Origin of the sequence: Nonomuraea salmonea (genome assembly GCF_042428605.1) — a bacterium.
GTDB classification, from domain to species: Bacteria; Actinomycetota; Actinomycetes; order Streptosporangiales; family Streptosporangiaceae; genus Nonomuraea; species Nonomuraea salmonea.
The window spans coordinates 87,018-111,995 of record NZ_JBHMCF010000052.1 but is presented as its reverse complement, the minus strand read 5'-3'; the positions used below and the strand labels follow the sequence as shown (position 1 = coordinate 111,995).

The window sequence follows — 24,978 nt, the reverse complement described above, 5'->3', positions numbered from 1 at the left end:
GCTGGTGACCCGCACCAGCTTCCGTTACCTCCAGACACCGCCGCCCCCCGTCGGCAGGCAGATGCAGTTCTTCGGCGCCCGCGTCAACCTGGCCAAGGCCCTGCTGTACGCGATCACGGCGGCCGTGACGAGCTCACCGGCGAACAGGTCGGTCCCGCCTGCCCGCCGCTGACCGGCGAGTACCTGGACCACGAGCAGGGCAAGCGCACCATGTGCCGGCGCGCAGCCTCAACACCCGGTGGTGAGGTGGCGATCGCCCACCGCGCGTTCACGCCTCCTGGCGGGGCTTGGGGGAGGGGTGCAGGATGCGGTCGAGGCGGGCGGCGGCGTAGCCGAGCGTGGAAAGCGCCAGGACGATCAGTAGGTCGCCCGGGGCCAGCGGTTCGGTGCCGAGAAGCTCGCGCAGCGGCGGCAGGTAGAGCCCGGCCAGTTGCAGGACGAGTGCGCCGGCCACGGCGAGCAGCAGCATCGGGTTGGCCAGGGTACGCGGCCGGGTTCGGGTGCCGAGTGCCACGCCGAGTTGGGTGGCGCCGAGGGCGAAGAAGGCCATGCTCTGCCAGGGCCGTCCGGTCAGCGACGCCCAGACCGCGACGCCCAGGGTGACGGCCGTGAGGATGACGGCGATGCGGAGGACCCGCTGCCACAGTCCCGCGCCCATGATGCTCTGGCCGGGTGGCCGCGGCGGTTGCGACATCGTTCCCGGTACGGTCGGCTCGCCGCCCAGTGCCACGCCGGGCAGGCCGTGGGTGAGCAGGTTGATCCACAGGATCTGGGCGGGCAGCAGGGGGAGCGGAAGCCCGACGAACGGGCCCAGGACCATCACGGCGATCTCGGCCGCGCCGCCTGACAGGCCGTAGACGAGGAACCGGCGGATGTTGGCGTAGACCCGGCGGCCCTCCTCGACGGCTGCGACGACGGTGTCCAGGTTGTCGTCGGCGAGCACGAGGTCGGCGGCCTGACGGGCGACCTCTGTGCCGCGCCTGCCCATGGCCACGCCGATGTCGGAGCGGCGCAGCGCGGGGCCGTCGTTGACGCCGTCGCCGGTCATGGCGAGGACTTCGCCCTGGTCGCGCAGGCTCTGGATGATGTCGAGCTTCTGCTCGGGGGTGGCTCGCGCGTACACGGCGGCCGGGGCGGCGTCGAACGCGCCGGGCTCGCGGCAGTCGACGACCCGGTCTCCGGCGTCGATGATGCCGAGGTCGGCGGCGACGGCGCGGGCGGTGCCCGGATGGTCGCCGGTGATGAGGACGGGCCTGATACCGGCCTTCTTGCAGTCGGCCACGGCCGCGGCGGCGGCCTCACGTGGCGGGTCCAGGATCGCGATCAGGCCGAGCAGCGACAACCCGCCCTCCCGTACGGGGTCGGGCACGGCATCGAGGTCGGCGTTCGCGACCGCCAGGACGCGGTAACCGTCCCGGGCGTACCGGTCGGCGCGTTGGGCGGCACGGGTCAGGAGGGCCGGGTCGTCGGTGAGCACGTCCGGGTGGAGCAGTGCCTCCGGAGCACCCTTGCAGATCACGCGGACGCCTCCGCCGGGCAGGAGATGCACGGTGCTCATTCGCTTGCGGTCGCTGTCGAAGGGCAGCTCCGCGACTCTGGGGAAGTCCGCGTGGAGGTCCGTACGGTCGAGGCCGAGCTTGCCTGCGGCGGCGAGCAAGGCCGCCTCGGTCGGGTCGCCGAGCTCCGTCCACTCCTCGTCCGGAGCCCGGGGCGGGCACAGCCGGGCGTCGTTGCAGAGCAGCGCGGCGGTCAGCAGCGCGTCCAGCTCGTGCGGATCCTGGGCGCCGATGATCTCGCCGTCGGGAGCGTAGCCCGAACCGGTGGCCGTGGCCTCGCCCGCCGGGGTCCACAGGTGGCGGGCGACCATGCGGCCCTCGGTGAGGGTGCCCGTCTTGTCGGTGGCGAGCACGGTGACCGAGCCCAGCGTCTCGACGGCGGGCAGGTTGCGTACGAGGGCGTCGCGGGCGGCCATCCGGCGAGCGCCGAGGGCCAGGCTCAACGTCACGACCGCGGGCAGCGACTCGGGCACGGCGGCCACCACCAGGCTGATCGCGGTCACGACCATGAGTTCGACCGGCTGGCCGCGTACCAGGCCCAGCGCCAGCACCAGCGCGGACAGCAGCACCGCGACACCGGCCAGCAGCCGTCCGACCCCGACCAGGCGGCGCTGCAGCGGCGTGAGCCCGGCGCCCTTGACCATGAGGGAGGCGATGCGGCCGCTCGCGCTCGCCGCGCCGGTCGCGGTCACGGCCGCCCGGCCCCTGCCGCGCACCACGACGGTGCCGGAGGAGATCGGCGCGCCGGAACCCTTGTCCACGGGCACCGACTCGCCCGTCAGCGCCGATTCGTCGACCAGCAGCGCGGCCGACTCCACCACCTCGGCGTCGGCCGGGACGATGTCCCCTTCGGCGAGGATCAGCAGATCCCCGGCCACGACGTCGCCCGCCGGGATCTGCCGCTGGTGGCCGTCGCGTACGACACGGGTCTCGGGAGTGGCGAGCTCGCTCAGGGCCGTGATGGCACGGTCGGCGCGCACCTCCTGCGCCACGCCGACCGCCGTGTTGACCACGATCACCAGCGCGATCACGGCGGCGTCCGTCCAGTCGCCGGTGGTGATCGTCAGTACCGCCGCGACGAGCAGGACGATCATGAGCGGGTCGCGGAGCTGCGCGGCCACCCGCCGCCACAAGGGGGTCGGTGGCTTGCGCGGGAGCAGGTTGGGCCCGTCGCGTTCCAGGCGCAGGGCCGCCTCCGCCGACGACAGGCCGGAAGGCGAGGGCGTCACGTCGGTGTCCTTCCTGCCTTCTCGATGTTCGTCCGTCATGTCTAGTGTCGGCGCACGTCGGGGGCGTAAACCCGGTGTTCACGGCGGTCAGCGGGATGGCAGGTGCGTCAGCCGGTCCAGGTACTCCTCCGTCGAGATCTCCCCGCGCGCGTAACGTTCGGCGAGCAGGTCGCGGGCCCGGTCGACACGGACGGGGACCAGGCGCGCGGGGGACGCGGCGCGGATGACGAGCCAGCAGGCCGACGCGAGAAGGGCGACCCACAGGAGCAGCACCACGCCTCCGCCCAGCCAGCCGACGCCGCCTCCCATGTGGGGCATCAGGTCCATGTTCATGCGAACCTCCTTGCCTCCAGCGTCCAGCGGCCCGGCCGTACGAGGTCAGGGGCGAAAGTCACACCTGACGGGCCTTTCGGCCATGCGCCCGCACCCATGGCGGCGCGAGCCTGAGAGGGAGACCAGAAGGGAGGAACGGGCGATGAGGCTGACATGGATAGACGCGGCGGCGACGGTGACGACGGGCGTGATCACCGCCGTCTACGTCGCGTTCCTGCAGCAGGCCGACATCCTCGTTCTCGGCAGCGTGCGCGGAGACATCACCGTGATCCTGGTGCTCGGCGCGGTGCCGGCGGTTGCGCCTTGAGCAGGAGCGACCTGTACGACGGGTCGGGGACCACGGTCAAGAAGGTCTTCGTGACGGTCGCGACCACGCTCGGTGTCGCGGCGCTCGCGGCGGCGGTCGCCCTGGTCGGGGACAGCGGGGCCGCGCTGGGCGTGTTCTTCTTCGCTACAGCCGCGTTGTGGCTGATCGCGACGCTGAGGCACGCGTTCACGGTGGCGCCAGAGCCGGTGCCTGACCGCGACACGCATGAAGTGATCAGGTAGGCCCGGACGCGCCTCCTTCCGCCGGCCTCAATCGGCGGAAGGAGGCGTTTGGGCAGCGAGTGCCCGCGCCACCCGCCGTGGTCGTGGTGCCCCGGGCCGCCTACCTCGTGGCGGCGCGCTGAACGTTCTCCAGCCCTCGGGCGAGCGCGAGGCCGGCGGCCGTCAAGGTGCGTACCTGCTCCTCCAGCTCGTCGACCCGCTTCTTCAGCGCCAGGAGTTCCACCTCCAGCGCCGGCGACTCCATGAGCGTCCGTCCACCGATCATGGTGACTCACCTTCTCTTCCGTCCTTCCGGTGAACGCTCATGGTGGGCGTCCGGGCGGGTCCGGCACACCGGCGGAACGTCATGGGATTCCGGGACAAAGGCACACGTCCCGGATGGACCTTCTCCTCTGTGACCGGTCGCTTGGGCGGAGTGTGCTGGCGGTCCAGGAACCCGCGAAGGAGGCAGAGAGATGATCGTCGTTGGAGTCGATGGTTCGGCGTCGGCGTGCGCCGCACTGGAATGGGCGGCCGATGACGCCGTACGGCGTGGGCTGGAGCTGCCTCTCGTCCACGTTCGCGAACCATGGGCGGCCGAGCATCCGCTCACCGCCGCCACCGATCAGCAGACGCTGACAGAACGAGGCGCCGAGCTGCTGAAGGCGGCGGCGCGGCGGGCCCGGGAACGACGGCCGGGCCTGCACGTGACCACCGCGCTGAGCACGGGCGCGGTGGCGGAGCGGCTCAGGCACGAGGCTCTGGACGCCGACGCGCTGGTGCTGGGAAGCCGCGGGCTCGGCACGTTCGCCTCCGCCGTGCTCGGCTCGGTGAGCCACGGCATCCTGCACCACGCCCGCTGCCCGGTGGCCGTCGTACGGGCGGGAGGCGGGTCATGACCGTCGTCCTCGCGCCGCCGCACCTGACCCAGCAGGCCCGCCATGACTGGGACCTGCTGCAGGCCGGGACGCCCGCCCCGCGCCCGTTCGATCCCGCCGAGGCGGATCTGCTGCCCGAGCCCGCCCGGCGCTGGGTCCTGCACGCCATCGAGGCCGGGACGCCGTTGCTGTGCTCGGCGGTGCTGCGCATGCGCGGCGACATCCGGCTCGGCCGCTGGCGGCGCTTCGAGGCCCTGCAGGTGCTGGCGCCGATGGAGGGATTCGTCTGGACGGCCAGAGCCTGGATGGGGGCGCTGCCGGTGAGCGGCTTCGACCGTTACCGGGCGGGTGTGGGGGAGATGCGCTGGCGGCTGCTGGACGCCGTTCCGGTGATGTCGGGCACCGGTCCGGACATCACCAGGAGCGCGGCGGGCCGGTTGGCCTGCGAGTTCGTCATGGCGCCCGCTGCGGCGCTCGACCCGCGCCTGCGATGGAAGCCCCTCGACGACGATCGGGTGATCGCCGTCGTGCCGGTGGGCGGCGAGGACTTCGACGTGACGCTGACCGTCGCCCCCACCGGCATGCTCACCGCCGTCACCGTCGAACGCTGGGGCAATCCGGACAAAGGGCCGTTCCGTAGCCACCTGTTCGGGGTGGTGTGCGGGGACGAGGCCACCTTCGACGGGTTCACCGTCCCGGCCCGGCTGCGGGGCGGCTGGTGGCCGGGGACCGGGCGATGGGCTGACGGCGAGTTCATCCGCTTCAAGGTCGAGGACGCGCTGTTCCGCTAGCGGCCGGGCAGGGCCCTTCGGCCCTCGTCCGTACGACCTCCGGCCCTGCAAGGGACAGAGGCGGACGAGGTCCCATGAGAGGTGACCAAGGAGGACATCATGATCGTTGTGGGAGTCGACGGTTCCGTCACCGCACGGGCCGCCGTCGAGTGGGCCGCGAACGACGCCTTCCGCATGCGGGTGCCGCTGCGGATCGTGCACGCCGTGGACCGTACGCCGTACCAGATCCACAAGTTCCCCACCCCCTGGCTGTCCGACGCGCTGGCCGGCGAGGGGCAGCGGATTCTGCGCGAGGCGGCGGCCCTGGCCCGCGAGCGACAGCCCTCGATCGAGGTGACGACGCAGGACGTCGAGGGACTGCCCGCCGCCGTCCTGCGCGAGCAGGACAAGGAGGCCACCGAGATCGTGGTCGGCTGCCGCGGCCGCGGCGGGTTCGCGGGCGCGCTGCTGGGATCGGTCAGCGTGCACGTCGCCGGTCAGGCCCGCTGCCCCGTCGTCGTGGTACGCGGCGACCACCGTCCGGTACGCGGCGAGGTCGTGGTCGGCGTGGACGACTCGCCCGAGTGCGAACCGGCCCTCGCCTACGCCTTCGAACAGGCCCGGCTGCGCGGAGCCACACTTCGCGTGCTGCACGCCTGGCAGCTTCCTGTGCACGCGTTCGCCCCCGAGGCCGCTTACGACCTGGACGAGGTCCGCGAGGCGCAGCACCGGCTCGTGAGCGACCGGGTGCGGGTCTTCGCCTCGGACTACCCGGAGGTGAAGGTCGTGGAGGAGGCCCCGTCCGCGCACCCGGTGGACGCGCTCACCACGGCCTCCGGCCAGGCCGACCTGCTGGTGGTGGGCTCGCACGGGCGCGGCGGCCTCGGCTCGGCGCTGCTCGGCTCGGTCAGCCGCGGGGTCCTCCACCACGCCCGCTGCCCCGTGGCGGTGGTCCGTGCCGAATTTTGAATCGGGAACGGCCGGCGGGAGTTCGCTCCCGCCGGCCGTTCGCGTTCAGCTTCGGGACAGGACCGCCTTGAGCGCTCCGGTCGACTTCGGGTCACCGAGGGTGTCGTACGCGGCGGCCATGTCGTCCAGGGCGAAGCGGTGGGTGATGAAGCCGGTGGGGTCCACCCGCCCAGAGGCGACCATGTCCAGCGGACGCCGACGTTGGCGACGTGGCCGCCCGGGCGTACGAGCCTGGTGCACGGTTCGAACGTCTCCGGGACGCCGACGGCCTCGATCGTGACGTCGGCGCCGAGCCCGCCGGTCAGCTCGGCGACGGCGGTGGCCGGGTCCTCACCGGCTCCGACGACGTCCGCGCCGACCCGTTCGGCGGCCTCCAGCCGGGCGGGGGCGAAGTCGATCGCGACGATGTGGCTGGGCGTGAAGAGTTGCGCGGTGGTGATCGCGGCCAGCCCGATCGGTCCTGCGCCGACGACCACGACGGTGTCGCCCGGCCGGACACGGCCGTTGAGCACGCCCACCTCGTACGCGGTCGGCAGGATGTCGGCCAGCATGAGCGCCGCCTCGTCGGAGACGCCCTCGGGCAGCAGGTGCGTGGAGGTGTCGGCGAACGGGACGCGCATGAGTGCCTTCATCACGCCTCCTCGTCGGTTCCTCCCTCGACGCTCGCCGGTGCCGACCTGGCAGAGCCAGGGACGAAGATCCCATGGCCGAGGGTGTCCGGCCTTACTGGTGGCCTGGAGGACGCGTCGTCAGCCGGCGTCGTCAGTCGTGTTTCTCGGCGCGCAGGCGGGCGGAGAGGGCGGCGGCCTGGGTGCGGCGTTGCATGTCGAGCTTGGACAGCAGGTTGGAGACGTAGTTCTTGACCGTCTTCTCGGCCAGGAACATGCGTTCGCCGATCTGGCGGTTGGTGAGGCCCTCGCCGATCAGGTCGAGGATGTGGCGTTCCTGTTCGGTCAGGGCCGCGAGCGGGTCCTTCCTCGCGGCCTGGTCGCGCAGGCGTTGGAGCATGGCGGCGGTGGTCTGCGGGTCGAGGAGGGACTGGCCTGAGGCGACCGTGCGGACCGCGCCGACCAGGTCGGAGCCGTGGATCTGCTTGAGCACGTAGCCCGACGCGCCGGCCATGACCGCGTCGAACAGGGCGTCGTCGTCGGCGAACGAGGTCAGCATCAGGCAGGCCAGCCCAGGCAGCCGGGAACGCACCTCGCGGCACACGTCGACGCCGTTGCCGTCGGGCAGGCGTACGTCGAGGACGGCCACGTCGGGCCGGAGCGCGGGGATGCGGGCGATGGCGGACTCGGCTGTTCCCGCCTCGCCGATGACCTCGATGTCGTCCTCGGAGCCCAGCAGGGCGGCCACCCCGCGCCGCACGACCTCATGGTCGTCAAGAAGGAACACACGAATCATGTCCCCAACGCTATCCGGGCCGCTCGCGATCCCGAAGAGGCCCAAAGGCCCTCTTCGAGAAGGCCGTTCGACCGTGGAGACGGAAACCCCTCCCGGCATGTCCTTGGTGAGACACAGGGAGGAAGCATGATTCTCGTCGGAGTGGACGGCTCGCAGGCCGGGCTGGCGGCCGTCGCCTGGGCCGCGCGTGAGGCGGCCTTGCGTGATGTGCCCCTGTTGGTGGCGCACGCCATGCCGCGGTGGGCGTACGAGACCGGGTGCGGCCCGTACGCCGAGGTCGGCGCGTGGCTGCGCGAGGGCGGCAGGAGCGTGCTGGAGGCGGCCGAGGAACGGGCGGGGCGGGAACAGCCGAAGATCGCCGTGGACACGACGTTCCTGCCCGACGATCCCCGTACTGCGCTCATCGCCGCCGCGGACGCGGCCGAGCTGCTGGTCGTCGGCAACCACGGGGTCGGCGGCTTCCGGGGGATGCTCCTGGGGTCGGTCGCGTACGGCGTGGCGGGGCACGCGCCCTGCGACGTCGTGGTGGTCCGGGAGCCGCCCTTGCCGCAGCCGGAGGAGATCGTGGCCGGTGTCGACGGTTCGCCCGCTTCGTACGGGGTGCTGGAGTTCGCCTTCAAGGAGGCGCGGCTGCGAGCGGCGCGGTTGCGCGTCGTCCACGCCAGGCTCACGCATCCTGGGCCGTCCGGACCCGAGGAGACGCCCCGGCACACCGGACCCGTCGCCGAACGCTATCCGGACGTCGCCCTCGTCGAGGAATCGGTGCACGGCCACCCCGTCGACGTGCTCCTCCAGGCGGCGAGCCGCGCCGCCCTGCTGGTGGCCGGCTCGCACGGACACCGCGCGTTCGCCGGAATGGTCCTCGGCTCGGTCACCCACGAACTGCTCCACCGGGCACCCTGCCCGCTGGCCGTGGTCAGGAGCGTCCGGTGAACGCTGACGCGCCCCCGCACGACCACCTGAGCGACTACCTGTCGCGGATCTGCGACGTCGTCCTGCTGACCGCCGAAGAGGAAGTCGAACTCGCCAGACGCATGGAGGCGGGGACGTACGCCGCCCACCTGATCGAGCAGGGCGCCGCGGCGCCGGAACTGGAGATGGTCGCCGCGTTCGATCCGGCGTCCCGTCCACGGCCGTGGACGGACCTCGCCGTGCTCGCGGCGTGGACGCTGGCCGGAACCGCGGTTCTCGGCCTGAGAGGGAGGATCAGGAGAAGGGACTTTGGTCCCTGGTCCCGGCGGCGTTCGCTCACCAGGCTGTGACGATGACGTGCGACACGGCGGGGGCCATGGACGATCGGGTTCTCAAGGAGCTGACCACGGCCGAGGCCCTCCGGCGGCTGGCTGGTGCGCCGCTCGGCCGTGTCGTGTTCACCCGGCATGCTCTCCCGGCCATCCGGCCCGTGAACCACGTGGTGGCCGACGGTCAGATCATCATCCGGTCCAGCACGGGGACCATCCTGAGCGCGGCGCTGGCGGCGCGCCAGGCCGTGGTGGCCTACGAAGCCGACGAACTGGACCCAGAGGAGCGCCTCGGCTGGAGCGTGGTCGTCACCGGCGTCGCCCGCCTCGTCGAGGACGCCGAGGAGAAGGCCTGTTTCCAGGCCGTTCTTCAGCCTTGGGTGGCGGGGAGGATGGACCAGGTGATCCGCATCCGACCGGAGATCGTCACCGGATTCGAACTGGTGGTCGCCGCCATCGCGGGGACGCGCTCAGGGGCGGTCCCAGGGTAGGGGCAGTCCCAGGACGTCGTCCTGTTTCCCGTCGAGAGCCTCCCGCAACCCGACGACCCCGTCGGTCCGCTCGGCGGCGTGGACGGCGGCCGCCGCTTCGCTTCGCCTGTCCAGGTGTCCGGACAGCGTGACGATGCCGTCGTGGACCTCGACCATGATCCCGCTGCGGTAGTCCCACCTGGATCGCGGCTGGATCCCGTCTACGACGCGGCGTCTGATCTCGTCGTCGTCGCGCAGGTACATCCTCAGCAGGTCGCGCCTGCTGACGATGCCCTCCAGGCGGCCTTCGGCGTCGGTCACGACCAGCCGTTTGACGCCGTTCTCGTCCATGATCCGGGCGGCCCTGACCGTGGAGGCGGTCGCGGGGACGGTCACGGCGGGACTCGTCATCAGGTCGGCGGCGGTGTGTCCGCCGGACTTCTTGCCGCCTTCCTCACCCTGCCCGGTGACGCGTCGGCGCAGCCGCGCGCGCAGTGGTGGGTGGTAGCTCTCGCCGCAGTACTGCTCGCGGAACTCCTCCTTACGCATGAGGTCCCCTTCGGAGACCACGCCGATGACGCGATCGTCCTCGTCCAGCACCGGGACGGCGCTGATCCCGTTCGTCACGAGCACGTCGGCGACGTCCTTGAACGGGGTGCCGGCTCCGACCGCCGTGACCTGGGCGGTCATGACGTCTCTCACGATGGTTCGCATGGTGGTCCTCCTGTCAGTTCTCCCTTCCATGTCATCGCCTCGCCCGGCGGCGGCGTAGGGGCGGAAGGCCCTGGCCAGGTGGACTTTGGGAAGCGGCCCGAGCAGCGGGGTTTGCGGCGTTCCGCCAGGATGCGACACTGATCGACATGGAGAGCGAGCACCGTCCGTTGATGCCGCAGATGCGCCTCGATGAGCTGCTGGCCGAGCTGCAGGTGCGGCTGAACGCCGTGCTGGCCACGCGGGATCGGGTGCACGCGCTGCTGGAAGCCGTGGTGTCGGTCGGCAGCGACCTCGACCTGGAGACGGTGCTGCGCCGGATCGTGGAGACCGCCACCAAGCTCGTCGACGCCAGTTACGGCGCGCTCGGCGTGGTGGGTGAGGAGCAGACACTCCTGCAGTTCATCCCGGTGGGGCTGACCGAGGAGGAGATCGCCAGGATCGAGCACTGGCCGCACGGTCTGGGCCTGCTCGGACTGCTGATCAAGGACGCCCGGCCGCTGCGGCTGGGCCGGATCTCCGACCATCCCGAGTCGTACGGCTTCCCGCCCGGCCACCCGCCGATGGGTACCTTCCTCGGCGTCCCGGTACGCGTACGTGACGAGGTGTTCGGCAACCTCTACCTGACCGAGAAGCGCGGCGGCGGCGAGTTCGACGAGGAGGACGAGGCCATCGTCATCGCCCTCGCCACCGCGGCCGGCGTCGCCGTCGAGAACGCCCGCCTGTACGAGGAGTCGCGGCGGCGCGAGACGTGGCTGCACGCCTCCTCGGAGGTGACCACGAGCCTGCTGTCCGGCGCGGACCCGCGCCAAGTGCTGGCGGTGGTGGCCGCCCGCGCCCGCCAGATGAGCGACGCCGACCTGGTCCAGGTGTTGCTGCCGGACCCGTCGAAGGAGTCGCTGATCGCGGAGGCGGTGGACGGCGAGGGCGGCGAAGAGCTTCTGGAGACCGTCTTCGGGGTGTCGGCCACGCTGGCGGGTGAGGTGTTCACGCGGGGCGAGCCGCTGTCGGAGGCGGACCTGCAGAGCGCCCCGTACCCCGATTCGCCGTTGCGGCGGCTGGGGTACGGGCCGGGGCTGATGGTGCCGCTGGGCGGGGCGCCGGCGGTGCGCGGGGTGTTGGTGCTGGCCAGGCGGAGCGGGCGGTTGCCGTTCAGCGGGGCGGACGGGCAGATGTTGCACGCGTTCGCCGGCCAGGCGGCGATCGCGCTGGAGCTGGCCGAGACCCGCCGCGACGCCGAGCGGCTGGGCCTGCTGGAGGACCGCGACCGCATCGCCAAGGACCTGCACGACGTGGTGATCCAGCGGCTGTTCGCCACGGCGATGACGCTGATGAGCACGGTACGCCTGGTCGAACGCCCGGAGGCGGGCAAACGCCTGCAGCACGCCATCGACGAGCTGGACGAGACGATCCGGCAGATCCGCTCGTCCATCTTCGCGCTGCAGGGCCCGCTGGACGACGTCGCGCCCGGCCTGCGGAGCCGGATCGTCGACCTGGTGGAGGGCGCGGGCGGCCATCTTGGGTTCATGCCGGGCCTGCGGATGGAGGGCCAGATCGACACGCTGGTCGCCGAGCCCGTCGCCGAGCACCTGACGGCGGTGCTGCGGGAGGCCCTGTCGAACGTGGTGCGTCATTCGCGCGCCACGCGCGCCGAGGTGTCGGTCGAGGTGGCCTCCGGCGGCCTCACCCTCGTGGTCTCCGACGACGGCGTCGGCCTGGACGCGCCCACCCGGCGCAGCGGCCTGCGCAACATCGAGGAACGCGCGGCCGGCCTCGGCGGCACCTCCGAGCTGACGAGCCCTGAGGGCGGAGGCACCCGCCTACGCTGGCACGTCCCCCTGTGAGGAGGGAACCGTCCGGCCTCCGAGGTCGGGACCAAGGTCCCTAGGAGGCGGCGCCGTCGCGGGAAACCATCGTCATCATGACGACGATCGAGCACATCGACGCCTATTGGCGTGCGGCGAACTACCTGTCCGTCGGGCAGATCTACCTGCTGGACAACCCGCTGCTCACCGAGCCGCTGCGGCCCGAGCACGTCAAGCCGCGCCTGCTCGGCCACTGGGGCACCACGCCGGGCCTCAACTTCTGCTTCGCCCACCTCAACCGGATCATCGCCGAACGCGGCCAGGACATGATCTACATCGCGGGCCCCGGACACGGCGGCCCCGCGGCGGTGGCCCACGCCTGGCTGGAGGGCTCGTACTCGGAGAAGTACCCCGAGGTCTCGCAGGACGCCGACGGCATGCGGCGGCTGTTCCGCCAGTTCTCCTTCCCCGGCGGCATCCCCAGCCACGTCGCGCCCGAGACCCCCGGCTCGATCCACGAGGGCGGCGAGCTCGGCTACTCCCTCGCGCACGCGTTCGGTGCCGCGTTCGACAACCCGCGTCTCGTGGTGGCCTGCGTCGTCGGCGACGGCGAGGCCGAGACCGGCCCCCTTGCCGCGAGCTGGCACTCCAACAAGCTGCTCGACCCCTACCGCGACGGCGTCGTCCTGCCGATCCTGCACCTGAACGGCTACAAGATCGCCAACCCGACCGTGCTCGCCCGCATCCCCGAGCAGGAGCTGCTCAAGCTCATGGAGGGGTACGGCTACCGCCCGCACGTCGTCGGCCCGGACCACGAGGAGATGGCGCGCACGCTGGACACCGTCTTCGACCAGATCGCCGCCTACAAGGAGGGCCGCCTGGAACGCCTGCCGATGATCGTCCTGCGGACGCCGAAGGGGTGGACAGGCCCGCGCGAGGTGGACGGCAAGCCGGTCGAGGGCACGTGGCGGGCCCATCAGGTGCCGCTGTCCGGCGTCCGCGACAACCCGGAGCACCTGGCCCAGCTTGAGGCGTGGATGCGCTCGTACCGGCCGGAAGAGCTGTTCGACGCGGACGGCCGCCCGGTGCCCGCCCTGTGGGGCGAGATCCCGGAGGGGCCGCTGCGGATGAGCGCGAGCCCGCACGCCAACGGCGGCGAACTGCTGCGCCCGCTCGCGTTGCCCGACTTCCGCGACTACGCCGTCGAGGTCAAGTCACCCGCGACGCAGTCGACCGAGCCCACGCGCGTCCTGGGCACGTTCCTGCGCGACGTGATCACCGCCAACCCGCACACCTTCCGGCTCATGGGGCCCGACGAGACGGCCTCCAACCGGCTGCAGGCCGTCTTCGAGACGACCACGCGTGCCTGGAACGCCGAGATCGAGCCGACCGACGAGAACCTGGCGGCGGGCGGCAGGGTCATGGAGGTGCTGAGCGAGCACCTGTGCCAGGGCTGGCTGGAGGGCTACCTGCTGACCGGCCGCCACGGGCTGTTCAACTGCTACGAGGCGTTCATCCACATCATCGACGCCATGTTCAACCAGCACGCCAAATGGCTGGAGTCGTCCAAGAAGATCCCGTGGCGGCGGCCCGTCGCCTCGCTCAACTACCTGCTCTCCTCGCACGTCTGGCGCCAGGACCACAACGGCTTCAGCCACCAGGACCCCGGCTTCCTCGACATGGTCGTCAACAAGAAGGCCGAGGTCGTACGCGTCTACCTGCCGCCGGACGCCAACACCCTGCTGTCCGTCGGCGACCACTGCCTCCGCTCGCGCGACTACGTCAACGTGATCGTCGCGGGCAAGCAGCCGGTGCTCGACCTGTTCACCATGGAGGAGGCCGTCGCCCACTGCACCCGCGGCCTCGGCGTCCTGCCCTGGGCCTCCACCGACGAGGGCGCCGACCCGGACGCGGTGCTGGCCTGCGCCGGAGACGTGCCCACCCTGGAGACGCTGGCCGCCGCGGCCATCCTGCGCGAGCACCTGCCCGAGCTGAAGGTACGCGTCATCAACGTCGTGGACCTGATGCGGTTGCAGCCGCCGTCGGAGCACCCGCACGGCATGCCCGACGCCGAGTTCGACACCCTGTTCACCACGGACAAGCCGATCGTCTTCAACTTCCACGGCTACCCCTGGCTCATCCACCGCCTCACCTACCGCCGCCACGGCCACCCCAACCTCCACGTACGCGGCTACAAGGAGGAAGGCACCACGACCACGCCGTTCGACATGGCCATGCTCAACGACATCGACCGCTACCACCTGGTCATGGACGTCATCGACCGCGTCCCGGGGCTCGGCTCCACCCAGGCGCACCTGCGGCAGCGGATGGCCGACGCCCGGCTCGCGGCCCGTGCGTACACACGGGAGCACGGCGAGGACGCCCCCGAGACCCGCGACTGGACCTGGCCGGCCGACCGTCCCCAGCGCTGACCGCGTGATCCTCGTGAACCACCGCAGGACGGGCTCTTCCACCACGTGCTCGCCGACGGCATCGGCGGCCTGGCCGCGCTGGCCTCCCTCGTCGACGGGACGCCCGTCCGGGCGCCGAGGACGTTCCCCGAACCGGCCCCTCCTCTCCGCCGGATCGTCGCCGACGCGTGGCGGGCCCGGCTGCGTACGCTCGCCGGTCTGCCGCACGCCTGGCCGCTCATCGAACGCGCGGCCGCAGAACTGGGAACGCCCCGGCGGCTGCCGCGCTGCTCGCTGAACGCCCCTGCCGGCGCCCGCCAGCGGCTGACGACCGCGACCGCACGGTCAGCGCGTCCAGCCAGGGGAGCGTGGCCGACAGCCGGACATCGGTGGAGATCATCGGGCTCGCGTCCGCGTTCATGACCACCACGGTCCAATCGCCCGCCTCCGGGGTCCACGTCAGGCTGCCCGATCCCGTCGCGGCCCAGAACGGCTGCGCGGCCGGAGGCGTCGCCGGCTCACCGCCCGGATGCCGCGTGCAGGCGGTGCCGTCCGAGGCATGCGCGTGGGCGGGCACCGCCGACAGGGAGCCGGTGGCCGCCGTGCCGACAGCGCCGAACGCGAGCAGCGCGCCCGCGAGGATCGCCACGATCGACGCGGCTCCATGCCGTACGGGCGCGTGACGCGGCACCGGCGGCGGCTCCATGCGCGGCAGCTCGTGACCGCCCTGTTCGAGCCGGAACGGCGGGTAGGCGTCGGTCATGAGCGTCGCGTACGCGGCCACCCTGAGCGCCCACCGGTTCATCCCGAGCACGAGGTCGTACGGACCGAGCGGGTAGTGGCCGGTGAACAGCAGGCTTGAACAGGATCGCGAAATGCGCGATGACGGTGAGGACGCCGAAGGCGATCCACAAGAAGCGCGGCCGCCTGTCGGCCACGAGGACCCTCTTGGAGGCCCTCTCCTGTGTGTTCATCCGGTGTCCGTCGCCTGATTCAGCTACTCGGCGCCAAGGCTCCGGCTGAGCGTCCGGTCCGGGGCGATGGTGATCGTGGCCTGATAGTGGTGGGACGGTTCGTCGATGGGATGGCCGCCGGCCTCGATCCAGGCATGCGCCCCGAACGGTTGGACCCGCACGCCCGCGCACCACGTGGGCCAGCATCCGCGCAACCGGCACAACAGGGCGGCGGCGATGGAGCGGGGCAGACAACCTTCCCCAGCGCACGACAGGCTGACCGCGATCACCGCGTCCCGTGCCGCTTTGGCCTGCTCGGCGGTGGCGGGAGCGGCACGCCGGCGGGCCACCATGAGCACCGCGCGGATGCGGGCCGGCGGCAGCCGGGCGATCACATGTGCGGCGGCCACGGCGGCCAGCGCGGCCGGGCGTCGGCGCCAGGGCAGGCCGGGCCGGTCGGCGGGCACCATGGACACGCTCATCGCGGGCGCTTCCGGTCGGCGGCCCGATCGTCGGTCAGGTCGACGAGCAAGTTCGCGGCGCGCAACTGCGCGACGAGCGCGGCGACGTCAGCGTCGGCGGTGGGCGCCGCGCCCGGACAGGTCCGGACGAGGTCGGCGGCGGCCCCGTCCTGGCTCTGTCCCGCCAGCAGGCTGCGCAGCACGAGGGCGCCGGTGGCGTTGAGCTGGCGGTAGCGGCCGGTGCGCTCGTCCAGGAGCACGGCGACCTCGTCGATCAGGGTGAGAGTGACGCCGGGGCGAAGGTTCACGCGCACGACTCCTCCTGGGCTGGGTAGGTGAGCAGGGTTCGCAGCCAGTTCTCGGCGGCGATGAAGACATCGAGCGAGAGCACACCCGGCCCGCCCTCGGCCGGAGTGTGCACACAGGCCCGGCGCAACGCGACGGGGTCGGCCAGACCCCGCTCCACCAGCAGCGAACCGTCGAGCAGGGCCAGGAGTTGGTCGCGGTGGCGCCGCAGCCCCTGGTAGATGTCGGCGGAGAACTCGCCCTTCGTGGTCCGTTCCAGGCATGCGGCCGGCATGACCGGACCCATCGCGGCCCGGGTGAGCGGTTTGTACACGCCGGGCACCGTCCGCTGGTCCAGCCGCACGGCCAGGCAGGCGGTGACCACGTGGTCGTCCAGGTAAGGGGCGTGCACGGCGGCGCCCACGCGGCCTGTCAGGGTCCGCAGCCCATCGACGGAAGCGGCGATGGAACGTACGGCCGACAGGCTCTGATGCTGGGCCCGCAGAGGGGAGTACGGCTCGGCCGCGCACGCGACCAGCCGCCGGCGGACCGCGTCCGTGGCCGCCTCGGTCGTCCAGTCAGGCATGCGCAGCGGTGGCTCCCAGCCGAAGTCCGGCCGGAAGCTGGACAGCGGCGCCCTGAGCGTCTTCGCCTGGTCCGCCAGCCAGGCGGGATAGGGACGCCGGTCGGCCAGTGCGCGGGCACACGCCGACAGCGGCCACCGGGCCTTGGACCGCTGCTCACGCAGGTGGGGCCAGAGCGCCGCCGGGTGGCGACGGGCCAGGTCGTGCAGGTAGCAGCCGGGCGGCAGGGTGACCTCGTCACCGCCGTGCCCGGTCAGGCGCACGCCCGCGCCCCGCCGGGCCAGCAGCGCCGAAGTCGCCAGCTCGCGGGCCAGAGCGCGCAGCCACCGCGTCGGCTCGTCCAGCCCGGCAACGGCCTCGGCCGCGCCGGCGAACCACATGGGCACATCACCGGGCCCGGCCACCTGGTGCTCGCCTGGTAGGTGCGCCCGCGCCCGAGCCGCCCACACCGGGTCGTCGTGCTCGGGATCATCGATGGCCTGCACATACGTGATCAGCTTCGCCGACCGTTCACCGGCCGCTGCGGCGGCGAGGAAGCTGACCGGCGTCGAATCCAGCCCGCCGGACAGGTCGCTGGCCACCACCGCGCCCTCACCGATCCGGGCGGCCACCGCCTCCTCAAGGGCCGCCCTCACCGCGGCGGCGCCCTCCCGCAGTGGTACCTCCGGCTCCGGTGCCCGCCACCAGGCGCGGAGCCGTACCCCGCCCGCGTCGAGGTGGACCGCCTCGCCGGGCGGCACCATGGAAACCCCTTCCCACAGCGGCTCGGCCAGCGCCGGCGGAACGATCATCAGCAGCCGCACCGCCAGAGTCCGCGCGTCCACCGCCGCCCGCGTCAGCGCGGCCGGCACCACCGCCTGCCCGGACACGACCACCGTCCCGCCGGCCCGCGCGTAGTACACCCGCCGCGTGCCCGAAGCGGTGCCCTGCACCCGTACCTGCCCGCCCACGACGGCGACGAGATGGTAACTGCCGGGCAGCGCCTCGGCCACCGCATCGGCGTCCGCCAGGCAACTGAGCCGCGCCGCCATCTGCCGCAAGTGGCCGGCGGTGACCGGGCATGTGCCGATCACCGCCAGCCGCGCCTGGCCGGCCTCCGCCCAGACGAGCTCGCCGGGCGAGGCGGCCAGGAGGCACGGGCGGCCGGACGCGTACCTCAGCACCGTCGCGCCACCGCGCTGTGCCTCGGCGAGGGCTTGACCGGCGGCGCTGTCAGGCACCACCGCGAACTCCTCACCGCTCAGTTCACGCACCGAATCGCTCGTCTCAGTAGAGGTGGGTCGAGTCCATCGCGATGGCCCGGCGATGCCGGGCACGAGGGCGTCACCACAGCTTGAAGTAGTAGGCGTGGTCCATGTTGAGCATGCCGTAGCCGCGGGTCAGCTGCCCGAACTCGCCGATGTCGAGCAGCTGCGGGGGCTCGTACGGCAGGTCGCGCTCGTTGTCGATCATGACAGGTCCCTTCGTCGGTGCGGCGGATCGCCGCGTCACCGTCAGTGAAGACCCCTTCTCACGCCGTACGCCAGAGCTTGGGACGCCCTCGGACACGTTCGGACGCGCCGGGACAGGACGAGCCGCCCGGAAGCACACCCATGGGCCGGCTGCGGGACCGGCCCGCACGCAGCAGCCGAACAGAGATCCTGACGTCGGCGACGCGGGCACACCGGCGCCGGAGGAGTGAGGCGCCGCTGGCGTTCGAGGGCTGAGCGCTGGAGAAGTCCCGGGCCGAGGGCGCGGGTCAGCCGAGTTCCGCGGGCAGGTCGCGTGAGTCGATCTTCGCGACGATCAGGGCGGGCGCGTTGGACGCCTTCGCCGTGGCGAGCGCCTCGTCGAGGGCCGCCGCCGTGGTGACGGACTGGGCGCTCTGCACGCCGAGCCCGTTGGCGAACTTGACGAAGTCCCAGCGGTTGAGGACGACGTACGGCTTGGGCCGGGTGGCGGGGTCGCTGAAGTAGTCGGCGTCGAGCAGGAACTGCTCGAAGGCGTAGATGCCGTTGTCGATCACGACCACGACCGGGTTGCGTTCGTAACGGACCATGGTGGACAGCGCCTGGGCGGTCATGTGGAAGCCGCCGTCGCCGCAGATGACCAGCGGGCGGCGGGCCGAGCCGAACGACGCCCCGACCGCCGCGGCGACCGAGTGCCCGATCGAGGCCCACACGGCTCCGCACAGGAAGCCGTCCCGGCCCTTGATGGGCAGGTGGGCGGCCGAGTGGATGCCGAGGAAGGTGTCGGGGATCACCAGCCAGGACGGGTCCAGCGCGGCGCCGATGCGCTCGAACACGCGGCGATAGGTCAGCGGGCTCGCGGCCGTGGGGGTGACCGGGTCGACGCCGGCCGGCACCGGTCGCGGCGCTTCCGTCGCGGCCTCGGCGGCGAGGGCGGTGACCAGGGCGCCGAGCTGCGCGTTCTGCTTGGCGCCGTTCTTGATCTTCACCTTGCCGTCGTAGGCGGTGATGATGCGGTTCGTGCCGGTACGAAGCAGCGTGGCGTAGCTGCTCGGGAACACGCAGCCGAGCATCACGAGCAGGTCGGCCTGCGCGACGGCGTTCACGGCGGGCTGCGAGTGCGGCGGGGCGTAGACGCCGACCCAGCCCGCGCCCTGCTCGGGCAGCACCCCCTTGGCCGGCAACTGGACCGACCAGCGCACACCGAGCTTGGCGATCAGGTCGGCGACCTTGTCGGCGAGCCCGTAGCGCTGGACCTCGATGCCGACCAGGACCAGCGGCTTCGTCGCGGCGCGCACCAGGCCGGCGATCGTGCCGGCGAGTTGCTCCTCGGTGCCGGCCGGCGGCTCGGTGACCGGCAGGGACCCGGACGGGGCCGGGCAGGACGCCGTCCAGATGTCCCTGTTGATCTCGATGTAGACCGGCCGCTTACGCTTGACGGCGGTGGAGATCGCGGCGTCGACCACGCCGGGCACCGCGGCGGCCGTTCCGGCGCGCGCCGCGCTCGCGGTGACCAGCCGGTACGTGCTCAGGTCGTGGTCGGGCTGCCCGGTCGAGTGCGAGAACAGGACGTCGAAGTCCTTGAGGTTGGCGAGGTTCGTCGCGTTGGGGCCGCCGTTGACGACGACGACCGGGCTGCGCTCGACGAAGGCACCGGCGATGGCGTTGACCATGCTGAGCGTGCCGACGCCGTTGGCGACCGCGACCACACCGAGCCCCTTGGCCCGCGCGTAGCCGTCGGCCGCGTAGCCGGCCTCGAGGTCGCTCGCGGTGACGATCGACGTGACGCCGTTGCGGCCGGCCGCGTCGAACAGGCCCGCGCCGTAGGCGGCGGGCACGCCGAACAGCGTGTCGACGCGCTGCTGGGTCAGCCTCTTGAGCACGTAGTCGGCGACGGTGAAAGCCACGATGGCGCTCCAGTGCAGGCCCGCCGGGGCGGGGGATCGGTCAGTCGGAGACAGAGAGCCTGGGGTCGACCAGCCGCCTGTTGCCGGGGTGGTCGATGTGGTTCATGGGCATCGGCACGGGCGCCGCTCGGCCGAATGCGGCGGCGATGATGTTCACCAGCTCCTTGCACTCGGCCGGGTTGAGGTCCTCGTCCTCCTTGTCCCAGTCGGGCGTGCCGCCCATGACGACGTGGTCGGAGCGCGGGAACATGTAGCCGTTACGGCTGTAGAGGTATTCGAGGTCCGGCTGCGCCGGCAACATCGCGAGGTAGCCTCTGACGCCGACCATCTTCGTGTCGTTCCACAGCTTCTTCGCGCCCATCCCGGTGCAGTTGATGATGATCTTCTGCGGCGCTGTCGCGAAGATGTCGGCCTTGCTGGTGAACCTCTTGTCCACGAACGTGACGTCGCGCGCCCGCAGGTCGCGCTCCAGCCGCGGGAGGAAGATGGGCGGCTCGACCAGCAGCGTCTGATACAGGAATCCCGGCTGGGTGTGGTTCTGGAACGGCAGGCGGCTCAGTCTCTGCCGGGCCGGCAGCAGGCCGGGCAGGAGGTTCAGCACCATGTCCAGGCCCTCGGCCGGTTTGGGGCAGTAGTTGGGCCGCTCGGAGACGCCGAAACCCTTGCCGATGCTGTCCTTGAAGGTCGTGTAGGACGTTTTGATGATCGCCTTCAGGTCCTGCTGGTTCATGGCGGTCTCGACGACGGAGACGGCCCACTGGCCGCCGGCCTTGAACGACGTGGTCTCCACCGGCTTGCGATCCGTGTAGATCGTGACCTTGAGCCCCAGGTCGAGCAGCATCGTGGCGGCGGTCAGACCCATGACGCCCGCGCCGAGCACCGCGACCTCCGTCTGGGGCGAGCCGGCCAGGAACTGGCTGACCATGGCCTTCACCTTGGCCGCGCAACCCCAGCTCAACGAGATGCCGGCGCCGCCGTGGCCGTAGTTGTGCACGATGAACCGGCCGGAGGACTGCTCGGAGTCCAGCCGGAAGGTGCCCTTGCGATACGGCCGTACCCCGGTGACGCACGCCCCGGGCAGGCTCGGATCGTAGGTGAAGTCCGGTGTCGGCAGGTTGGTGAGCTCCCGCACGTCCATCGCGCCAGCCCCTGAGTGATCGTGTCTGCTTGCGATCGGGGGCCTGCCGGCTCTCCTACCCGGCGTCGGAGCCGCCCAGCCCGCCGCATCCAAGGCTTGACCCGGCCCAGAGCAGTTGTTTCTGCGGCTGCGCGAGGGGGAGGAGGGGAGCGTATGAGCATGGGGTGTTCAAGGTGTCACAGGTACTCCAGAACCTCTGCCAGGGCCTTCCTGTCAGGAGTGCCGATCTTCTCGTGGACGGCGTAGAGGGTGTTGGCGACCGTGCGTACGGACAGGACGAGGCGCGCGGCGATCTCGCGGTTGGAAAGGCCCTGGGCGGCGAGGGTGGCGATCTCCTGCTGGCGCGGCGTGAGGCCGGGCAGGGAGAGGCCGACCAGGGCGGGGGTGCGGGCGCCCTGGCAGCGCCGCATGAGCGTCCAGGCGCGGGTCTCGGCGCCGGTGGCCCTGCGCGGCTCACCGGACGTCACGAAACGGGCGGCGGCCTGGGCGGCCGCCTCGGCGGCGTAGAGGAGGAAACCGAGCCGGGCGAACGACTCCGCGACGGCAGCAGGTCGTCCTTCCACAGGGCGACGACGGCGTCGGGCGGCCGTTCGCCGCTGCGTACCGTGACCAAGAGCCGCACCGTCCGCTGCGCGGCGAGGAAGTGCACCAGCGCGGCGGAGACCGGGTCGAGCGCGTGTGCGTCGTCCACCACGAGCACGTCGGCGGCGATCGACTCCGACGCCCATCTCAGCAGGTTGGCCGAGGGCGACGCGGCGGGGAGCAGGTGCGCGAACGCGCCGAGCGGTAGCTCGGCCGCCGCCGTCGTGGCCCTGACCCAGGCGACGTCGCGCTGGTCGCGTACGGCCTCGGCGACCAGCTTGCTCTTGCCGACCGCTACCACCGCGCGGCCCGCCTGCTGGGGGAGCTGGCCGCCATGCGTCCGGAGCAGGGCCCCGACACGTCGTTGCGGACGTTCGTCACGACCGTCCCCCCGCGGCTGATGATCCCGGCGCTCCTGGACGTCAAGGTCTGGCGGCACCCGCTGATCGCCCCGTACGCCGACGAAAGACTCAAAGAGGACATCGCCTTCCTGGTGGGCCGGATCCACACGATCCTGCAAGCCCTGGAACGGCTCCCGCACACCGGCGTCCACGGCGACGCGAGCCCGCAGAACCTCCTCGTGCCGGCCGACGGCTCGGCCGAGTTCGTCGCCGTGGACTGGAGTTGGAACTCGCCGAGCGCCATCGGCTTCGACCTCGGCCAGCTCCTCATCGGACGGGTCCACGACGGCCTGCTGCCGGCCGCGGACCTGCCCGCCGTCCACGAGGCCGTCACCGACGGCTACGGCAGCGTGACGAAGCACGACGGGCTCGCCGGCGCGCTGGTCCTGCGCAGTCTGTGGACGGCGATCCCGGTTCACAGGCTCACCGACGAGCCGGACGACGAACTGCACGCGTACTTCGCCAACCGGGTGGCACTGGCCCGCTACCTGGCCGACCTCGGCCGATCCCTCGACCTCCGACGCTCAACACGCTCTCAACAGAACATCAACACGCTTCGTCGCACGCTTCCTTCACCACCTCGACGACGAGGGGGCATCCACACCATCACGAGGAAGAGGAAGCTCCGATGAACAAGAACCTCGCCGCCCTCACGGTCGCCGGCGCCGCGGTGCTCGTCTCGCTGCTCGGATCGTCGGCCGCGACCGCGTCAACGGCCGGTACTTCGAGTTCCCAGGCCGTAGCGGCCGCGATGCCGGGTGCGACGCGGCCCCCTTACGCGCGCGCCTCGCACAGCGTCGGTCTCACCACGCAGAGGATCACCGCCTACAACGGCTGCGACCAGACGGTCTGGTTCAAGGTCCGCATCGCGGGGCGACGGGACACCGGATGGATCAAGGTCAATCCGGACGGGTTCAAGACCTACGCGTGGGCACGGTGGAAGAAGTTGCAGAGAGTCGACTGGTACTGGAGGGGCTGCGATCACCTTTGAGCTCCACCGCCCGCCGACAGATTCATCCCGGAGCCCGCCGCGATGCCGGCGGGCTCCGCCATGCTCGTGGGCTACGCCCCGGGCGGCTCGGGAGCGGGCCCGGTCAGGAAACGCAGGCCCTCCAGCAGGTCCTCCGAGGACGGCGCGGCGTCCGGGTCCACCAGCCACTGCGACGCCAGGCCGGCCACCAGCGTCTGGACCACCGCCCCCACCCTCTCGGAGTCGGAGCCGAACAGCTCCGCCAGCCCCAGCCTGGCCTGCTCTCCCGCCTTCGCGAACGCCTCGCGCATCTCGGGCATGCGGGCCATGTGCGCGACCAGCTCGAACTGGATCACCCAGAGCGGCCTGGCCGTGGCGAAGGAGTCGATGACCTTGCCCCAGGTCGTTGCGAAGTCTCCCGGCTCGGCCAGCACGCGGCGCAGATCCTCGGCCCACTCCTGCATCGCCACCACCACGGCCTCGTTGAGCAGCGCGTCCTTGGTGCCGTAGTGGTAGCCGATCGCGGCCAGGCTCACGCCGGCCTCGGTGGCGATGTCACGTGCGGTGGTGCGGAAGTAGCCCTTGTCGTAGAGGCAACGCTTCGCGCCTTCCAGAAGATCCTCTCGGTTTCCCATGTCCGTATGTTACACATCCGTATTGCACAGCTGTCTTAGACATGCGTACTATGCGGGGCATGACAAGCATCCTCATCTCCGGCGCGGGCATCGCCGGCACCACCCTCGCCTACTGGCTGCGCCGGCACGGCTTCGCTCCCACCGTCGTCGAGCGCGCCACTGGCGTACGCGAAGGCGGCTACAAGGTCGACATCCGGGGCGCCGCCCTGGACGTCGTCGAGAGGATGGGACTGCTCGACGACATCCGCGCGCTCCGCACCGACGTGCGCACGGGCAGCGTCGTCGACGGCACCGGACGCCAGGTCGCGAGCATGGACGGCGACAGCTTCGGCGGGCGCGTCCACCAGGACGCCGAACTGCACCGCGGCGACCTCGCCCGGCTCCTGCACCAGGCGACCGACGGCGTCGAACACCTCTTCGGCGACTCCATCGCCGCCATCGACGGCACCCGGGTTACCTTCGCCGGCGGCCTCGTACGCCACTTCGACCTGATCGTCGGCGCCGACGGGCTGCACTCCGCCACCCGCGCGCTGGCCTTCGGCCCCGAGGAGCACTTCGTCCACGACATGGGCTACAACGTCGCGGTCTTCAGCGTCCCCAATCACCTCGGTCTCGACCGCGAGGAGCTCACCTACGTCGGCCCCGGCCGCACCGCGCTGGTCTACAGCACCCGGCAGGACACCGGCATGAAAGCCATGTTCCTGTGGCGGTCCGCGGACAAGGCCACCGGCCGCGACGCGCAGCAGCGCGCCCTGGCCGACGCCTACCGCGGATCAGGCTGGGAGGTGCCGCGCCTGCTGGAGGCCATGGCCGGCGCGCCCGACTTCTACTACGACTCCATGAGCCAGGTGCGCATGGACCGCTGGCACGCCGGCCCTGTCGCGCTGATCGGCGACGCCGCCCACTGCGCCTCTCCCGCCTCCGGCCAGGGCACCAGCCTGGCGCTGGTCGGCGCGTACGTGCTGGCCGGCGAGCTCAAGCGGGCCGGCGGCGACCACACGATCGCCTTCCCCGCCTACGAGGCCCGCATGCGCTCCTTCGCTGAGACCAACCAGGCGCTCGGCCCCGCCAACATCAAGCGCATGGTGCTCTCCAGCCGGTCCCAGGTGCGCATGTCGATGCTGATGCTGCGGCTGGCCGGCCTGCTGCCCGGCAAGGACCGCGTCATGGCCAAGGTCGTCGAGCCCATCCACCGCGCCGCCACCGCCATCGACCTGCCCGCCTGGTGACATCCCGCCGCCTGTACGGGCCTGCCGGGAACGACCCTCGGCCCCCGGACGGTCGCTAGGCTACGGCCGTACGATCCGGC

The 24,978-nt window shown here is 71.8% G+C and carries 29 protein-coding genes and 1 pseudogene; 14 read left to right on the top strand and 16 right to left on the bottom strand.

Annotation, left to right across the window (positions count from 1 at the left end):
* Positions 1 to 4 precede the first annotated feature (4 nt).
* On the top strand, positions 5 to 172 hold the full coding sequence (locus ACFFR3_RS50290) for a hypothetical protein (protein WP_446686068.1): 168 nt from the start codon (positions 5 to 7) through the stop codon (positions 170 to 172).
* Positions 173 to 268: 96 nt separating this feature from the next.
* Here the strand turns inward: ACFFR3_RS50290 and ACFFR3_RS44930 are convergent, their stop codons facing one another.
* Positions 269 to 2,824, bottom strand: coding sequence for a cation-translocating P-type ATPase (locus ACFFR3_RS44930; protein ID WP_345408406.1), 2,556 nt, complete (start codon positions 2,822 to 2,824; stop codon positions 269 to 271).
* 48 nt (positions 2,825 to 2,872) lie between these two features.
* A complete protein-coding gene (locus tag ACFFR3_RS44925) occupies positions 2,873 to 3,118 on the bottom strand; it encodes an SHOCT domain-containing protein (RefSeq protein ID WP_345408404.1) in 246 nt (81 codons plus the stop codon).
* A gap of 142 nt (positions 3,119 to 3,260) precedes the next feature.
* On the opposite strand from ACFFR3_RS44925, the gene ACFFR3_RS44920 reads away from it, so the two are divergent.
* Positions 3,261 to 3,425 carry a hypothetical protein gene (locus tag ACFFR3_RS44920; RefSeq protein WP_345408402.1) on the top strand — a complete coding sequence of 55 codons (165 nt, stop codon included), beginning with the start codon at positions 3,261 to 3,263 and terminating at the stop codon, positions 3,423 to 3,425.
* On the top strand, positions 3,422 to 3,667 hold the full coding sequence (locus ACFFR3_RS44915; protein ID WP_345408400.1) for a hypothetical protein: 246 nt from the start codon (positions 3,422 to 3,424) through the stop codon (positions 3,665 to 3,667). The genes ACFFR3_RS44920 and ACFFR3_RS44915 overlap by 4 nt, the downstream gene beginning before the upstream one ends.
* 100 nt (positions 3,668 to 3,767) lie before the next feature.
* Here ACFFR3_RS44915 and ACFFR3_RS44910 read toward each other — a convergent pair whose 3' ends face one another.
* Positions 3,768 to 3,932, bottom strand: a complete 165-nt coding sequence (locus ACFFR3_RS44910; protein ID WP_345408398.1) for a hypothetical protein — start codon at positions 3,930 to 3,932, stop codon at positions 3,768 to 3,770.
* 190 nt (positions 3,933 to 4,122) lie between these two features.
* Between ACFFR3_RS44910 and ACFFR3_RS44905 the strand changes: the two genes are divergently transcribed.
* The 3 genes from ACFFR3_RS44905 to ACFFR3_RS44895 all read left to right on the top strand — a co-directional run bounded on the left by ACFFR3_RS44905 (position 4,123) and on the right by ACFFR3_RS44895 (position 6,263).
* Positions 4,123 to 4,545: a universal stress protein gene (locus ACFFR3_RS44905; RefSeq protein ID WP_345408396.1), complete on the top strand. Its 423-nt coding sequence runs from the start codon at positions 4,123 to 4,125 to the stop codon at positions 4,543 to 4,545.
* Positions 4,542 to 5,315 (top strand): DUF6544 family protein, encoded by a 774-nt coding sequence (locus ACFFR3_RS44900; RefSeq protein WP_379485147.1) that lies wholly within the window; start codon positions 4,542 to 4,544, stop codon positions 5,313 to 5,315. Before ACFFR3_RS44905 ends, ACFFR3_RS44900 begins: the two co-directional genes overlap by 4 nt.
* A 99-nt stretch (positions 5,316 to 5,414) precedes the next feature.
* Complete coding sequence (locus ACFFR3_RS44895) at positions 5,415 to 6,263, top strand: universal stress protein (RefSeq protein ID WP_345408392.1); 849 nt, start codon at positions 5,415 to 5,417, stop codon at positions 6,261 to 6,263.
* 251 nt (positions 6,264 to 6,514) lie between these two features.
* On the opposite strand, the pseudogene ACFFR3_RS44890 reads toward ACFFR3_RS44895, so the two are convergent.
* Both ACFFR3_RS44890 and ACFFR3_RS44885 read right to left on the bottom strand, forming a co-directional pair.
* Positions 6,515 to 6,814 (bottom strand): annotated as a pseudogene (locus ACFFR3_RS44890) (zinc-binding dehydrogenase); the annotation flags it as partial.
* A gap of 211 nt (positions 6,815 to 7,025) precedes the next feature.
* Entirely contained in the window at positions 7,026 to 7,667 is a 642-nt protein-coding gene (locus ACFFR3_RS44885) for a response regulator transcription factor (protein ID WP_345408390.1), read from the bottom strand.
* A gap of 126 nt (positions 7,668 to 7,793) precedes the next feature.
* On the opposite strand from ACFFR3_RS44885, the gene ACFFR3_RS44880 reads away from it, so the two are divergent.
* Genes ACFFR3_RS44880 through ACFFR3_RS44870 form a run of 3 tightly spaced genes read left to right on the top strand, consistent with a single transcriptional unit; the run spans position 7,794 to position 9,399 of the window.
* Positions 7,794 to 8,600 carry a universal stress protein gene (locus ACFFR3_RS44880; protein WP_345408388.1) on the top strand — a complete coding sequence of 269 codons (807 nt, stop codon included), beginning with the start codon at positions 7,794 to 7,796 and terminating at the stop codon, positions 8,598 to 8,600.
* Positions 8,597 to 8,929: a sigma-70 factor domain-containing protein gene (locus tag ACFFR3_RS44875; protein WP_364382487.1), complete on the top strand. Its 333-nt coding sequence runs from the start codon at positions 8,597 to 8,599 to the stop codon at positions 8,927 to 8,929. The genes ACFFR3_RS44880 and ACFFR3_RS44875 overlap by 4 nt, the downstream gene beginning before the upstream one ends.
* Positions 8,930 to 8,931: 2 nt before the next feature.
* Positions 8,932 to 9,399, top strand: coding sequence for a pyridoxamine 5'-phosphate oxidase family protein (locus ACFFR3_RS44870; protein WP_379485146.1), 468 nt, complete (start codon positions 8,932 to 8,934; stop codon positions 9,397 to 9,399).
* Here ACFFR3_RS44870 and ACFFR3_RS44865 read toward each other — a convergent pair.
* Positions 9,379 to 10,092, bottom strand: a complete 714-nt coding sequence (locus tag ACFFR3_RS44865) for a CBS domain-containing protein (protein WP_379485145.1) — start codon at positions 10,090 to 10,092, stop codon at positions 9,379 to 9,381. The two genes, ACFFR3_RS44870 and ACFFR3_RS44865, sit on opposite strands and share 21 nt — an antisense overlap.
* A 146-nt stretch (positions 10,093 to 10,238) precedes the next feature.
* Between ACFFR3_RS44865 and ACFFR3_RS44860 the strand changes: the two genes are divergently transcribed.
* Both ACFFR3_RS44860 and ACFFR3_RS44855 read left to right on the top strand, forming a co-directional pair.
* The gene (locus ACFFR3_RS44860; RefSeq protein ID WP_364382493.1) at positions 10,239 to 11,933 is read left to right on the top strand and encodes a sensor histidine kinase; all 1,695 of its coding nucleotides are present in this window, start codon (positions 10,239 to 10,241) and stop codon (positions 11,931 to 11,933) included.
* Between the two features lie 77 nt (positions 11,934 to 12,010).
* Entirely contained in the window at positions 12,011 to 14,326 is a 2,316-nt protein-coding gene (locus tag ACFFR3_RS44855; protein ID WP_345408380.1) for a phosphoketolase family protein, read from the top strand.
* Positions 14,327 to 14,543: 217 nt separating this feature from the next.
* Here the strand turns inward: ACFFR3_RS44855 and ACFFR3_RS44850 are convergent, their stop codons facing one another.
* From ACFFR3_RS44850 to ACFFR3_RS44810, 9 genes are all read right to left on the bottom strand, one after another.
* Positions 14,544 to 15,110 (bottom strand): hypothetical protein, encoded by a 567-nt coding sequence (locus tag ACFFR3_RS44850; protein WP_345408378.1) that lies wholly within the window; start codon positions 15,108 to 15,110, stop codon positions 14,544 to 14,546.
* 192 nt (positions 15,111 to 15,302) lie between these two features.
* Positions 15,303 to 15,740, bottom strand: a complete 438-nt coding sequence (locus tag ACFFR3_RS44845; RefSeq protein ID WP_345408376.1) for a lasso peptide biosynthesis B2 protein — start codon at positions 15,738 to 15,740, stop codon at positions 15,303 to 15,305.
* Positions 15,737 to 16,027: a lasso peptide biosynthesis PqqD family chaperone gene (locus tag ACFFR3_RS44840; RefSeq protein WP_379485144.1), complete on the bottom strand. Its 291-nt coding sequence runs from the start codon at positions 16,025 to 16,027 to the stop codon at positions 15,737 to 15,739. Before ACFFR3_RS44840 ends, ACFFR3_RS44845 begins: the two co-directional genes overlap by 4 nt.
* Positions 16,024 to 17,841, bottom strand: a complete 1,818-nt coding sequence (locus ACFFR3_RS44835; protein WP_345408372.1) for an asparagine synthase-related protein — start codon at positions 17,839 to 17,841, stop codon at positions 16,024 to 16,026. Before ACFFR3_RS44835 ends, ACFFR3_RS44840 begins: the two co-directional genes overlap by 4 nt.
* Before the next feature lie 70 nt (positions 17,842 to 17,911).
* Positions 17,912 to 18,040, bottom strand: a complete 129-nt coding sequence (locus ACFFR3_RS44830) for a lasso RiPP family leader peptide-containing protein (RefSeq protein WP_345408370.1) — start codon at positions 18,038 to 18,040, stop codon at positions 17,912 to 17,914.
* Between the two features lie 286 nt (positions 18,041 to 18,326).
* Positions 18,327 to 19,943, bottom strand: coding sequence for a thiamine pyrophosphate-dependent enzyme (locus tag ACFFR3_RS44825; protein ID WP_379485143.1), 1,617 nt, complete (start codon positions 19,941 to 19,943; stop codon positions 18,327 to 18,329).
* A gap of 40 nt (positions 19,944 to 19,983) precedes the next feature.
* Positions 19,984 to 21,081: an FAD-dependent oxidoreductase gene (locus ACFFR3_RS44820; protein WP_345408366.1), complete on the bottom strand. Its 1,098-nt coding sequence runs from the start codon at positions 21,079 to 21,081 to the stop codon at positions 19,984 to 19,986.
* Between the two features lie 176 nt (positions 21,082 to 21,257).
* Positions 21,258 to 21,548: a response regulator transcription factor gene (locus ACFFR3_RS44815; RefSeq protein ID WP_345408364.1), complete on the bottom strand. Its 291-nt coding sequence runs from the start codon at positions 21,546 to 21,548 to the stop codon at positions 21,258 to 21,260.
* Positions 21,545 to 21,964, bottom strand: coding sequence for a hypothetical protein (locus ACFFR3_RS44810; RefSeq protein WP_345408362.1), 420 nt, complete (start codon positions 21,962 to 21,964; stop codon positions 21,545 to 21,547). Before ACFFR3_RS44810 ends, ACFFR3_RS44815 begins: the two co-directional genes overlap by 4 nt.
* Before the next feature lie 33 nt (positions 21,965 to 21,997).
* On the opposite strand from ACFFR3_RS44810, the gene ACFFR3_RS44805 reads away from it, so the two are divergent.
* Positions 21,998 to 22,696: a hypothetical protein gene (locus tag ACFFR3_RS44805; protein WP_379485142.1), complete on the top strand. Its 699-nt coding sequence runs from the start codon at positions 21,998 to 22,000 to the stop codon at positions 22,694 to 22,696.
* Positions 22,693 to 23,055 carry a hypothetical protein gene (locus tag ACFFR3_RS44800; RefSeq protein WP_345408358.1) on the top strand — a complete coding sequence of 121 codons (363 nt, stop codon included), beginning with the start codon at positions 22,693 to 22,695 and terminating at the stop codon, positions 23,053 to 23,055. Before ACFFR3_RS44805 ends, ACFFR3_RS44800 begins: the two co-directional genes overlap by 4 nt.
* A gap of 71 nt (positions 23,056 to 23,126) precedes the next feature.
* Here ACFFR3_RS44800 and ACFFR3_RS44795 read toward each other — a convergent pair whose 3' ends face one another.
* On the bottom strand, positions 23,127 to 23,669 hold the full coding sequence (locus ACFFR3_RS44795; protein ID WP_364382525.1) for a TetR/AcrR family transcriptional regulator: 543 nt from the start codon (positions 23,667 to 23,669) through the stop codon (positions 23,127 to 23,129).
* A gap of 59 nt (positions 23,670 to 23,728) precedes the next feature.
* Between ACFFR3_RS44795 and ACFFR3_RS44790 the strand changes: the two genes are divergently transcribed.
* The gene (locus ACFFR3_RS44790; RefSeq protein ID WP_345408354.1) at positions 23,729 to 24,898 is read left to right on the top strand and encodes an FAD-dependent monooxygenase; all 1,170 of its coding nucleotides are present in this window, start codon (positions 23,729 to 23,731) and stop codon (positions 24,896 to 24,898) included.
* The last annotated feature ends 80 nt before the right edge of the window (positions 24,899 to 24,978 follow it).

Excerpts from the sequence above, each read along its gene's own strand:
- ACFFR3_RS44920 (WP_345408402.1), top strand. The coding sequence starts at position 3,261 with ATGAGGCTGACATGGATAGACGCGGCGGCGACGGTGACGACGGGCGTG.
- ACFFR3_RS44790 (WP_345408354.1), top strand. The coding sequence starts at position 23,729 with ATGACAAGCATCCTCATCTCCGGCGCGGGCATCGCCGGCACCACCCTC.
- ACFFR3_RS44930 (WP_345408406.1), bottom strand. The coding sequence starts at position 2,824 with ATGACGGACGAACATCGAGAAGGCAGGAAGGACACCGACGTGACGCCC.
- ACFFR3_RS44850 (WP_345408378.1), bottom strand. The coding sequence starts at position 15,110 with ATGAACCGGTGGGCGCTCAGGGTGGCCGCGTACGCGACGCTCATGACC.
- ACFFR3_RS44855 (WP_345408380.1), top strand. The coding sequence starts at position 12,011 with ATGACGACGATCGAGCACATCGACGCCTATTGGCGTGCGGCGAACTAC.
- ACFFR3_RS44865 (WP_379485145.1), bottom strand. The coding sequence starts at position 10,092 with ATGCGAACCATCGTGAGAGACGTCATGACCGCCCAGGTCACGGCGGTC.
- ACFFR3_RS44860 (WP_364382493.1), top strand. The coding sequence starts at position 10,239 with ATGGAGAGCGAGCACCGTCCGTTGATGCCGCAGATGCGCCTCGATGAG.
- ACFFR3_RS44830 (WP_345408370.1), bottom strand. The coding sequence starts at position 18,040 with ATGATCGACAACGAGCGCGACCTGCCGTACGAGCCCCCGCAGCTGCTC.
- ACFFR3_RS44795 (WP_364382525.1), bottom strand. The coding sequence starts at position 23,669 with ATGGGAAACCGAGAGGATCTTCTGGAAGGCGCGAAGCGTTGCCTCTAC.
- ACFFR3_RS44895 (WP_345408392.1), top strand. The coding sequence starts at position 5,415 with ATGATCGTTGTGGGAGTCGACGGTTCCGTCACCGCACGGGCCGCCGTC.
- ACFFR3_RS44880 (WP_345408388.1), top strand. The coding sequence starts at position 7,794 with ATGATTCTCGTCGGAGTGGACGGCTCGCAGGCCGGGCTGGCGGCCGTC.
- ACFFR3_RS44910 (WP_345408398.1), bottom strand. The coding sequence starts at position 3,932 with ATGATCGGTGGACGGACGCTCATGGAGTCGCCGGCGCTGGAGGTGGAA.
- ACFFR3_RS44845 (WP_345408376.1), bottom strand. The coding sequence starts at position 15,740 with ATGAGCGTGTCCATGGTGCCCGCCGACCGGCCCGGCCTGCCCTGGCGC.
- ACFFR3_RS44870 (WP_379485146.1), top strand. The coding sequence starts at position 8,932 with ATGACGTGCGACACGGCGGGGGCCATGGACGATCGGGTTCTCAAGGAG.
- ACFFR3_RS44900 (WP_379485147.1), top strand. The coding sequence starts at position 4,542 with ATGACCGTCGTCCTCGCGCCGCCGCACCTGACCCAGCAGGCCCGCCAT.
- ACFFR3_RS44800 (WP_345408358.1), top strand. The coding sequence starts at position 22,693 with ATGAACAAGAACCTCGCCGCCCTCACGGTCGCCGGCGCCGCGGTGCTC.
- ACFFR3_RS44925 (WP_345408404.1), bottom strand. The coding sequence starts at position 3,118 with ATGAACATGGACCTGATGCCCCACATGGGAGGCGGCGTCGGCTGGCTG.
- ACFFR3_RS44885 (WP_345408390.1), bottom strand. The coding sequence starts at position 7,667 with ATGATTCGTGTGTTCCTTCTTGACGACCATGAGGTCGTGCGGCGCGGG.
- ACFFR3_RS44820 (WP_345408366.1), bottom strand. The coding sequence starts at position 21,081 with ATGGACGTGCGGGAGCTCACCAACCTGCCGACACCGGACTTCACCTAC.
- ACFFR3_RS44805 (WP_379485142.1), top strand. The coding sequence starts at position 21,998 with ATGCGTCCGGAGCAGGGCCCCGACACGTCGTTGCGGACGTTCGTCACG.
- ACFFR3_RS44905 (WP_345408396.1), top strand. The coding sequence starts at position 4,123 with ATGATCGTCGTTGGAGTCGATGGTTCGGCGTCGGCGTGCGCCGCACTG.